This window comes from Nocardia farcinica (genome assembly GCF_029867845.1).
GTDB classification, from domain to species: domain Bacteria; phylum Actinomycetota; class Actinomycetes; order Mycobacteriales; family Mycobacteriaceae; genus Nocardia; species Nocardia farcinica_A.
Genome location: NZ_JARWRU010000161.1, coordinates 1 through 9,512, shown reverse-complemented (window position 1 = coordinate 9,512; position 9,512 = coordinate 1). Strand labels below are relative to the sequence as shown.

General features: G+C 70.9%; 9 protein-coding genes. 6 read left to right on the top strand and 3 right to left on the bottom strand.

Features of this window, described 5'->3' with window-relative positions; all coding sequences use genetic code 11:
- Positions 1–85: 85 nt before the first annotated feature.
- Both QH283_RS03300 and QH283_RS03295 read right to left on the bottom strand, forming a co-directional pair.
- Positions 86–415 (bottom strand): plasmid stabilization protein, encoded by a 330-nt coding sequence (locus tag QH283_RS03300; protein WP_280501540.1) that lies wholly within the window; start codon positions 413–415, stop codon positions 86–88.
- 71 nt (positions 416–486) lie between these two features.
- Entirely contained in the window at positions 487–1,113 is a 627-nt protein-coding gene (locus QH283_RS03295; RefSeq protein WP_280501539.1) for a flavodoxin family protein, read from the bottom strand.
- Positions 1,114–1,269: 156 nt separating this feature from the next.
- On the opposite strand from QH283_RS03295, the gene QH283_RS03290 reads away from it, so the two are divergent.
- The gene (locus tag QH283_RS03290; protein ID WP_432420645.1) at positions 1,270–2,574 is read left to right on the top strand and encodes an AI-2E family transporter; all 1,305 of its coding nucleotides are present in this window, start codon (positions 1,270–1,272) and stop codon (positions 2,572–2,574) included.
- 4 nt (positions 2,575–2,578) lie between these two features.
- Here QH283_RS03290 and QH283_RS03285 read toward each other — a convergent pair whose 3' ends face one another.
- Positions 2,579–3,637: an AraC family transcriptional regulator gene (locus tag QH283_RS03285; protein WP_280501538.1), complete on the bottom strand. Its 1,059-nt coding sequence runs from the start codon at positions 3,635–3,637 to the stop codon at positions 2,579–2,581.
- 83 nt (positions 3,638–3,720) lie between these two features.
- On the opposite strand from QH283_RS03285, the gene QH283_RS03280 reads away from it, so the two are divergent.
- From QH283_RS03280 to QH283_RS03260, 5 genes are all read left to right on the top strand, one after another.
- On the top strand, positions 3,721–5,181 hold the full coding sequence (locus QH283_RS03280; RefSeq protein WP_280501537.1) for a flavin-containing monooxygenase: 1,461 nt from the start codon (positions 3,721–3,723) through the stop codon (positions 5,179–5,181).
- 19 nt (positions 5,182–5,200) lie between these two features.
- The gene (locus QH283_RS03275) at positions 5,201–6,946 is read left to right on the top strand and encodes an FAD-dependent oxidoreductase (protein WP_280501536.1); all 1,746 of its coding nucleotides are present in this window, start codon (positions 5,201–5,203) and stop codon (positions 6,944–6,946) included.
- Between the two features lie 53 nt (positions 6,947–6,999).
- Positions 7,000–7,590, top strand: a complete 591-nt coding sequence (locus QH283_RS03270) for a DUF4334 domain-containing protein (RefSeq protein ID WP_280501535.1) — start codon at positions 7,000–7,002, stop codon at positions 7,588–7,590.
- Between the two features lie 184 nt (positions 7,591–7,774).
- Positions 7,775–8,926: a PASTA domain-containing protein gene (locus QH283_RS03265; protein WP_280501534.1), complete on the top strand. Its 1,152-nt coding sequence runs from the start codon at positions 7,775–7,777 to the stop codon at positions 8,924–8,926.
- On the top strand, positions 8,926–9,512 hold a 587-nt coding region (locus QH283_RS03260; RefSeq protein ID WP_280501533.1), incomplete at its 3' end, for a VWA domain-containing protein. The genes QH283_RS03265 and QH283_RS03260, both read left to right, overlap by 1 nt.

Here is a 9,512-nt window from a genome sequence, read left to right as displayed (position 1 = left end):
CCCCGCCCCGCCCCCCCGCCCGCCCCCCCCCCCCCCCGCCTCCCCGGGGGGCGGCGGCGGCTCGGCTCGTTCGTCCCGACGCGGCTCAGTCGCGGCCGAGCGCGTGGGCGAGTTCCTTCTTGGTCATCTTCGAGCGGCCCTCGATGTTGCGGCGCTTGGCGTCGTTGTAGAGCTGGTCGCGGGTCGGCCCCTTCGGCCGGTTGGTGCCCGACCGCCGGCCGCCGCGCTGCTGGGGCGACTTGTCCTCCACGGTGGACCGGCTGGCCGTCCTGGTCTGTCCCGCCTGCGCGCGATTCTTGTTGACCGTGCGCGCCGCGACCTCTTTCGCGCGTTTCGTGCTCGCGCCGCGGTCCTTCGCGGAGTCCTTGATGTGCTCGTACTGTCGTTCCTGTTTGTCGGTCCATTCCTTCGGCATCGCAAACCTCCTCGGGTCGTGTGGTGGCGGTACCCCACCGCGGACCGATCATGCGTCCGGCGGGCGGCGGGTCACTCGTACGGCGGATAGGGGTGCTCGCGCAGCAGCCGGGCGAGGTGGGCGGCGTTGCGGGCCATGGCCGCGGTCGCGGTGGCCACCTCCTCGGGCGTGCTGTCGAGGTCGGCGTAGTCGGTGCCCTGCATGGCGTTGCCGTTCCAGTAGGTGCAGCCCTGTGCCGGGATGGTGAACCCGATGTCGTCGAGCGCCTGGAACAGATCGGCGACGATCTTGTGGGCGCCGTCCTCGTTGCCGACCACCGCGGCCAGGCCGATCTTGCCGACCATGGCGGGCCTGCCCTGCTCGTCGGTCTCGGACAGTTCGGCGTCGAGGCGTTCGAGCACCCGCTGCGCCACCGAGGACATGTGGCCGACCCAGGTGGGTGTGGCGATCAGCAGGATGTCGGCGGCGGCGATGCGTTCGCGCAGTCGCGGCCACTGGTCGCCGTCGCCCTCGTCGACGGTCACGCCGGGACGGATGTCGTAGTCGACCACGCGCACGATGTCGCCGCCGACGTCGTGCCCGCCGAGTTGCTCGAGCACCTGTCGCGCCATCAGCTCCGAACTGGACGGGTTGCCCTCGGAGGTCTTCGACGACTTCTTCAATGTGCACACCAGTGCCAGCGCCTGTGGCCGCGCCATACGCACCCCTTCCACGGCGGTCCGGCTCGGGCCGCCCCTCGGTCGGTTTGCGGCCGCATTACCCGGTGCGGCGCCGGGCAATCCCGGGGCGGGACGTGAGGAATACGGCCGCGCGGGTCCGCCCCCGAGCGGTGCGGCTCGTGTAAGACTTGGCCGGTGAGCGAGGACGACAAGCCCACGGTATTCGGCGCACGCGTGGGGGAAGCCGGAAAGCACAAGCCGCTCGATCGCGGCGCCGTCATCGGGCACGGGCTGTTCTGGCTCGCCAAGTGGTCGGTCTGCCTGATCGCGATCGTGGCCGCCCTCTGGGTGCTGTGGCGGCTGCTCGGCGTGCTGTGGGTGGTCGTGCTGCCGGTGGCGCTGGCCCTGGTGGTGGCCACCGTGCTGTGGCCGCCGGTGCGCTGGCTCACCGCGCACGGGGTGCGGCCCGCGCTGGCGGCGACGCTGTCGGTGCTGCTGTTCATCGGCGTGGTGGCGGGCATCATCGCGCTGATCGTGCCCTCGGTGGTGGCGCAGGCCCCCGAACTCGCCGACAAGGCGGGCGAGGGCGTCAACAAGGTGCGCGACTGGTTGCGCGGCCCGCCGCTGAACATCCGCGACGAACAGCTCGACCAGGCCACCGACACCATCGTCGACCGGTTGCAGTCCAGCGCCGAGCAGATCGCCTCCGGCGTCTTCAGCGGCGTCACCACGGCGGGCTCGGCCCTGGTCACCCTGTTCCTCGTCCTGGTGCTGGCGTTCTTCTTCGTCAAGGACGGGCCGCGGTTCATGCCCTGGCTGCACAGCGTGACCGGCTCGGGCGCCGGCAGGCACTTCGAGGAGGTGCTCCAGCGCGTCTGGGCGACCCTCGGCGGGTTCATCCGCACCCAGGCCGTGGTCAGCATGATCGACGCGGTGCTGATCGGCATCGGCCTGGTGGTGCTCGGCGTCCCGCTGGCGCTGGTGCTGGCCGTGCTGACCTTCTTCGGCGGTTTCATCCCGATCGTCGGCGCCTTCGTGGCCGGCGCGCTGGCGGTGCTGGTCGCGCTGGTCGCCAACGGCGTCACCACGGCGCTGATCGTGCTGGGCATCATCATCGCGGTGCAGCAGATCGAGGGGAACATCCTGCAGCCGGTGCTACAGAGCCGCAGCATGCAGTTGCATGCCGTGGTGGTGCTGCTCGCGGTCACCGGCGGCGGCTCGATCTACGGCATCGTCGGCGCCTTCCTCGCCGTCCCGGTCGCCGCAGTCACCGCCGTGGTGGTGCGCTACATCGGCGAGCAGATCGACGCGGCTGTCGAGGTCGGGCCGGACGCCGTCGCCGAGGGCGCGACGGTCGAGGCGGACGCCGGCTCGGAGCCGAAGGGCGGCACCGGCCCGAAGTCCGAGACAGTGCCGCAGGCGGAGGCAGTGCCGCAGGCGGAGGCACTGCCGCCTGCCAGGACGGACTCCGCCCCGGACGAGCCCCCATCGCAGACCTGACAGCTCAACGCATCTGGTGCGCCCGCCGATACGCCGCGGGCGTACTGCCGGTCCACCGCTTGAACGCGTGGATGAACGGCGTGGCCTCGGCGTATCCGAGCCGGATGGCGATGTCGTCCATCGACAGCGGGGCCGCGGTCAGCATCTCCTCGGCCAGTGCCCGGCGCACCTCGTCGAGCAGGGCCCGGTAGCTGGTCCCGGCCTCGTCCAGCCGCCTGCGCAGGGTCCGCGCGCTCATGTTCAGGTCACGGGCGACCGCCTCCAGCGTGGGCGGGCTGCCGACGCCGGTGGTCCCGCTGCCGGGCAGCAGCCGCTCGCGCACCTCGGCGGCGATGCCGGTGCGGGCGGTGCGGCGGCGGATCATCTCGTGGCACTGGGCCACGCACACCTGCCAAGTGGGCTGGTTGGCCTGCGGCAGCGGGCGGTCGAGCACCTGCGGGTCGATCGCGAACAAGGTGTGCTCGCCGTCGAAGCGCGGCATCACCCCGAACAGTTCGGCCAGCCGCCCGGCGTGCGGGGGTCGCGGATAGGCGAACTCCGCACGGGAGAGGTCGAGGCGTTCGCCGAGCAGGTCGCTCATCACCCGGTGGATGGCCACCACGTCGCGCTCGACCAGGAAGGTCCGCACGTCCTCCGGGATGAGCTCGTGGTCGATCCTGGCCACCACCTCGCCGGGCTGGAATTCCACGATCGGGGTGCAGAAGGCGAAGCCGAGCCGGTAGTAGCGCAGCGCCAGCGAGATCGCCTCTCGCAGGTTCGGGCTGGTGACGCAGGCGTAGCCGAAGATGCCGAAGGTGCTCACCCGGTAGCGCTGGCCGACCCCCATGCCGAGGCCGGGCTCGTCCTTGCAGGCGGCGAGCAGATTGCGCACCACGGCCAGCTCGGTGCGGGCGGAGATCTGCCGGTCCGGCTCGGTCAGCGCGGTGGCGTCCAGGCCCGTGCCCGCCAGCAGCAGGTCCGCGCTCACCCCTCGGTCGGCCGCGAATTCGGCCATGACCGCGACCCCCGCAGTTCCGCGCGGGAAATCCCAGGACCTGACCTCGGGCTCCTCGATGGTGTGCACGCGAACCATTATGGCCGAAACTATGGATTTCCTGACCTCAGGTGTTTGTCACCCGGAGTAGTCCAGGTTTTAGCGTCGTGTGCATGAGCACACCTTCGATCGTCATCATCGGCACCGGGTTCGGTGGACTCGGCATGGCGATGGAACTGCAGAACGCCGGAATGTTCGACTTCACCATTCTGGAACGCTCCGACGACGTCGGCGGCGTGTGGCGGGAGAACACCTACCCGGGCGCGGCCTGCGATATTCCTTCGCCGCTGTACTCCTTCTCCTACGCCCCCCGCGCGGACTGGCCGCAGCGCTTCTCCCAGCAGGGCGAGATCCTCGAATACATGCGCGGCGTCGCCCGCGACCACGGCCTGCTGCCGAAGATCCGCTTCAACAGCGAGGTCACCGAGGCCGAGTACGACGAGGCCACCGGCCGCTGGACCGTGCGCATCGCCGACGGCACCGAACTCACCTGCGACGTGCTGATCTCCGCGGTCGGTCAGCTGTCGCGGCCCGCGCTGCCGAACATCCCCGGCGTGGAGAGCTTCAAGGGCGTGGCCTTCCACTCCGCCGAGTGGGACCACAGCGCCGATCTGACCGGCAAGCGCGTCGCGGTGATCGGCACCGGCGCCAGCGCCGTGCAGTTCGTGCCCGCGATCGCCCCGAGCACCGAGCACCTGACGCTGTTCCAGCGTTCGGCGGCCTGGATCATGCCCAAGCCGGAGCGCACCTTCGCCGAGTGGCAGAAGCTGATGTTCGCGAAGGTGCCGATCACCCGCCTGACCGAGCGCTTCGCGTTCTGGGCGTTCTGCGAGTTCCTGGCGCTGGGCATCGTGGACGTGCCCGCCATCCAGAAGCTGGTCACCTGGATCGGCCACCGCCACCTGGCCAAGCAGGTCCCCGACCCCGAACTGCGGGCCAAGCTGACCCCCGACTATCCGGCGGGCTGCAAGCGCGCGCTGTTCTCCAACGAGTACCTGCCCGCGCTCGGCGCCGACAACGTGACCGTGGAGACCACCGCGATCACCGAGATCACCCCCGAGGGCGTGCGCACCGCCGACGGCGTGCTGCACGAGGTCAACGCCATCGTCTACGGCACCGGCTTCAAGGGCACCGAGTTCCTGTGGCCGATGCAGATCTCCGGCGTCGGCGGCCGCAAGCTGCACGACGACTGGGGCGACGAGGGCGCCCGCGCCTACAAGGGCATCACGGTGCCCGGCTACCCGAACCTGTTCATGCTCTACGGCCCCAACACCAACCTCGGTGTCGGCTCGATCGTCTACATGATCGAGTCGCAGGCCCGCTACATCCGCCAGGCGCTGAAGAAGCTGGCCGAGAACCCCGGACATGTGCTCCAGGTGCGCCAGGACGTCGAGGACGCCTTCGACGAGCGCCTGCAGAAGCGCATGGCCAAGACCCCCTGGAACTTCTGCTCGAGCTGGTACCGCAACGCCGCCGGACGCATCACCAACAACTGGCCGGGCACGGTCAGCAGTTACCGTTGGCAGACACGCAAGTTCGATGCCTCGGACTACGTGCTAGAGCGCGTCTCCTGAGACGAGATTGGTGAAGTACATGACGTTCGATTACGACGTGGTGATCGTCGGCTCCGGCTTCGGCGGCAGTGTCTCCGCGCTGCGTCTCACCGAGAAGGGCTACAAGGTCGGTGTGCTGGAGGCGGGCAGGCGCTTCGCCGACGACGAGTTCGCCACCACCAACTGGCAGGCCAAGAAGTACCTGTGGGCACCCGCCCTCGGCTGTTTCGGCATCCAGCGCCTGACCCTGCTGAAGGACACCTTCATCATGGCGAGCGCGGGCGTCGGCGGCGGCTCGCTGGTGTACGCCAACACCCTCTACGAGCCGCCGGACCGCTTCTACCAGGACCGCCAGTGGGCGCACATCACCGACTGGAAAGCGGAACTGGCGCCGCACTACGACCAGGCCAAGCGGATGCTCGGCGTGACGAAGAACCCGGCGACCACCCCGTCGGACCGGGTGATCGCCGCGGTGGCCGAGGACATGGGCATCTCCGACACCTACGGTCCCACCCAGGTCGGCGTCATCTTCGGCGGCAAGGACGCCAAGCCCGGCCAGCCGGTGCCCGACCCGTTCTTCGGCGGTGTCGGCCCCGAGCGCGCGACCTGCACGCACTGCGGCGAGTGCATGGTCGGCTGTCGGCACAACGCCAAGAACACCCTGGTCAAGAACTACCTGTACCTGGCCGAGAAGGCAGGCGCGGTGGTGCACCCGCTGACCACCGTGACCGACGTGCGTCCGCGCTCCGGCGGCGGCTACGAGATCACCACCGTGCGCACCGGCCGCTGGGTCCGCAAGGCCAAGCGCACCTTCACCGCCGAGCAGGTGATCTTCTCCGCGGCCGCGCTCGGCACCCAGAAGCTGCTGCACAAGCTGCGCGACCGCGGTTCGCTGCCGAAGATCTCCCCGCGCCTCGGTGAACTCTCGCGCACCAACTCCGAGGAGCTGCTGTCGATCCGCAGCCGCAACAAGGACAACGATTTCACCAAGGGCGTCGCGATCACCTCCTCGATCCATCCCGATCACGACACCCACATCGAGCCGGTGCGCTACGGCAAGGGCAGCAACCTGATCGCCCTGATGGGCACCGCCATGTTCGACCCGGACAGCAAGCGCGGCAACATCCGGGTGTGGGCGAGCACCATGCGCAAGATCGGCCTGCGCGACGCGCTGCACCTGCACAACCCGCGCGGCTGGTCGGAGCAGATGATCGGCCTGCTGGTGATGCAGTCGCTGGACAACTCCATCACCACCTACACCAAGCGCGGTCTGTTCGGCCGCAAGATGACCACCAGACAGGGTGTGGGCGAGCCGAATCCGACCTGGATTCCGGTGGCGCACGAGGTCGGCCACCGGGTGGCCGACAAGATCGACGGCATCGCGGGCGCGCCGAGCAGCGCCATCTTCGACATCCCGATGACCGGCCACTTCATCGGTGGTTGCGTGATCGGCGATTCGCCGGAGACCGGCGTGGTCGACCCGTACCAGCGGATGTACGGCTACGAGGGCCTGCACATCGTCGACGGCTCGACCATCTCGGCGAACCTCGGCGTGAACCCCTCGCTGACCATCACCGCCCAGTCCGAGCGCGCCATCGCGTTGTGGCCGAACAAGGGCGAGCCGGACCAGCGGCCCGGGCTGGGCGAGCCCTACCGCAGGCTGGCGCCGATCCCGCCGCGCAATCCGGTGGTGCCCGCGGATGCCCCGGCCGCGCTGCGCCTGCCGATCGTGGAGATCAAGACCCCGGCCACGGCGTCCGAACCGGCCGCCGAACCGCGCGGCTGATCGAACATGTCACCGACCGATCCGCATTCGACCCAGTCGAGGAGCGACCAGCCATGCCAGAACCCGTTCCGACAGCAGGCAGGCAGACCGTGATCCCCGAGGACGAGGCCGTCGCCACCCTGGCGGCCCTGGAACGGCACGGCGGCACCTACGAGGAGACCGCCGCCTTCTTCGACAACCTGCCCGCGGTCGCGGTCGCCGACATCACCCGCGGCCGCTGGCGCGGCGGGGAGATCGCCACTGGGCATCCCATGGACGGCCTGCTGGCCGCCTCCGGCTGGTACGGCAAGCAGTTCGACAGCCCGGAGGAGGTGCACCCGCTGCTGTTCTCGGCCCCCGGGCACGGCATCTTCTCCGTCGACCCGCGCCGGGTGCCGCTCGGCCTGGTCGACAAGGTGCCGCACGGGCTGGTCGCCCGAGGCAGGCAGGCCCTGCCCGTGCTCGCCTACGGCCTGCGCACCGAGCGCCCTCGCGCCCGCCTGCGCGCGGTCGAGTACCGCGGCCGGGTCAGCGCCGCCATGGTCTACGACCACCTGCCAATCATCGACGTCTTCCGCCGCGTCGACGAGCACACTCTGCTCGGGGCCATGGACCAGCGCGGCCTCACCCGGCCGTACTTCTTCACCCTCCGCCTGGACCGCTGAGGGATTCCGCCCACGGGAAACCGCCGGGCGAATCACGCCACGGGCCCGCCGCTGTCGGTCATTCGACCGATTGTGGCGGGCCCGCTGTCGTGGCAGCGTCTGGCTACGGTCGGGCCGGCCGAGCCGCGATCGGTCCGGTCCGACCGCCTTCGGCCGGCACGGACACGACTGCGAGAGGACCGGAGTGGACCAGGATTCGACGGGAGGCCCGCTACCTCCGCACGGGCACGGGCCGAACAACGGGGGGCCGCGACAAGTCACCGCGCAGCCGGGGCAGTCGTTCGCCGGGCAGTCGCCGGTCCTGCCGCAGGGCTCCTTCCCTCCGCAGGACTCCTTCCCGCCGCCGACGGCGAAGAAGCCGTCCCGCCGCATCGGCGCGAAGTCGGCAGCCTGGGCGCTGATCATCCTCGGCCTGTTCGGCGGCGGCACCGCGACGGGCTGGTGGGCGCATCGGCACTTCGAATCCACCCGGCCGGTGGACACGGTCGCCGCCGCGAGCGGGGACGACAGCTCGTTCCTCGACACGGCGTCGACCGCCATGCCGGATGTGCGGGGGCTGGCCGAGCCGGTGGCACGGCAGATCCTGGCCGACGCGGGAGTGGCGGCCGATCGGCTGACCGTGGAGTCCCGGCCGTTCGCCGGGCTGGGCGGGATGATCGTCGAGCAGGACCCGCCGTTCGGGACCGCCGATCCGGGTGCGGTGCGGCTGATCGTGTCGGCGCCTGCCGCCGTGCCGGAGATCGCGGGCCGGTCGGAGAGCGAGCTGGTGCGCGAACTGCGTGAGCTGGGCACCCAGGTGGCCATCGCCCGTCGCTACCAGCCGGGGGCGGATTCGGGCACGGTGTCGCAGATCGATCCGCCGAGCGGTTCGCCGCTGCCGGAGACGGTGACGGTGACGGTCGCCGCCGATCCGGCCACCGCCTACCTGTCCGATGTCGAGGCCGCGGAGAACCGGTGCGGCACCGGCGAGTACTCGCTGGCGGGCAGCGACGAGACCGACGCCCTGTCCTGCTCGGTCGCCGACGCCGACGCCAGGTCCCCGCGCGGGCCGGTGTGGGAGTTCGACCGGGCCGTGGAGGAAGTGGACCTCACCGTCGGGCTGCCCACCGACGCCGATCCGGGAGCGCGGGTGAAGGTGACCGTCTCCGCCGACGGCCGGGTGCTGCGGGAGGTGGTCGTCGGCTACGGCGAGACGGTGCGGATCACCCACAACACCCGCGACGCCCTGACGTTCTCGCTGCTGGCCGTCGCCGAGAGCGGCGAACCGCGGAAGCTGACCGTGACCGGCGTGGTCCGCGGCGACCGCGACGCGATCATCACCCTGACGGAGAAATGATGCGCGCCACCCGGATCCGCGCGCTGTGCTGCGCGCTGCTGCTGCTCGTCCTCGTCGTGCCCGCCGCGTCGCAGGCCGCGCCCTCCGGGCCGTCGATCTCGGCCGCCGGGCGCGGGGACGTGCCGTTGCTGGTCGTGGTCGACACCTCGGGGTCGATGAACGACCAGGACAGCGGCGGCAGGCTGAAGATCGAGAGCGCCAAGCGCTCGGTGCTGAACATCGAGCAGAACCAGACGACGGGGACGCCGATGGGCGTGTGGACCTACCCCGGCAACGGCGGCTGCGACGGGGGCGGTTTCGTGCCCGGCCTCGACATGCCCACCCTGAACCCGGCCGTGCGCACGAAGCTGACCGCGGACGTCCTCGCGCTGGAAGCCGGCGGCGACACCCCCACCGCGCCCGCTCTGGAGGCGGCGGCCGCGGCCCTGTCCGCGCGCGGCTACACGGGCGCGACCGTGATCCTCATCTCCGACGGTGAGAGCACCTGCGGCGGGGGGGGCCGGCGCGGGGGGGGGCCGACGGAGCAAGGCCGCGGCGCGCGAGCGGTGCGGACCCGGGGGGGGCGCGCGAGCCGGGGCGGGGGCGG

Coding starts and splice junctions, on each gene's coding strand:
- QH283_RS03270 (WP_280501535.1), top strand. CDS start 7,000: ATGCCAGAACCCGTTCCGACAGCAGGCAGGCAGACCGTGATCCCCGAG.
- QH283_RS03275 (WP_280501536.1), top strand. CDS start 5,201: ATGACGTTCGATTACGACGTGGTGATCGTCGGCTCCGGCTTCGGCGGC.
- QH283_RS03300 (WP_280501540.1), bottom strand. CDS start 415: ATGCCGAAGGAATGGACCGACAAACAGGAACGACAGTACGAGCACATC.
- QH283_RS03295 (WP_280501539.1), bottom strand. CDS start 1,113: ATGGCGCGGCCACAGGCGCTGGCACTGGTGTGCACATTGAAGAAGTCG.
- QH283_RS03280 (WP_280501537.1), top strand. CDS start 3,721: ATGAGCACACCTTCGATCGTCATCATCGGCACCGGGTTCGGTGGACTC.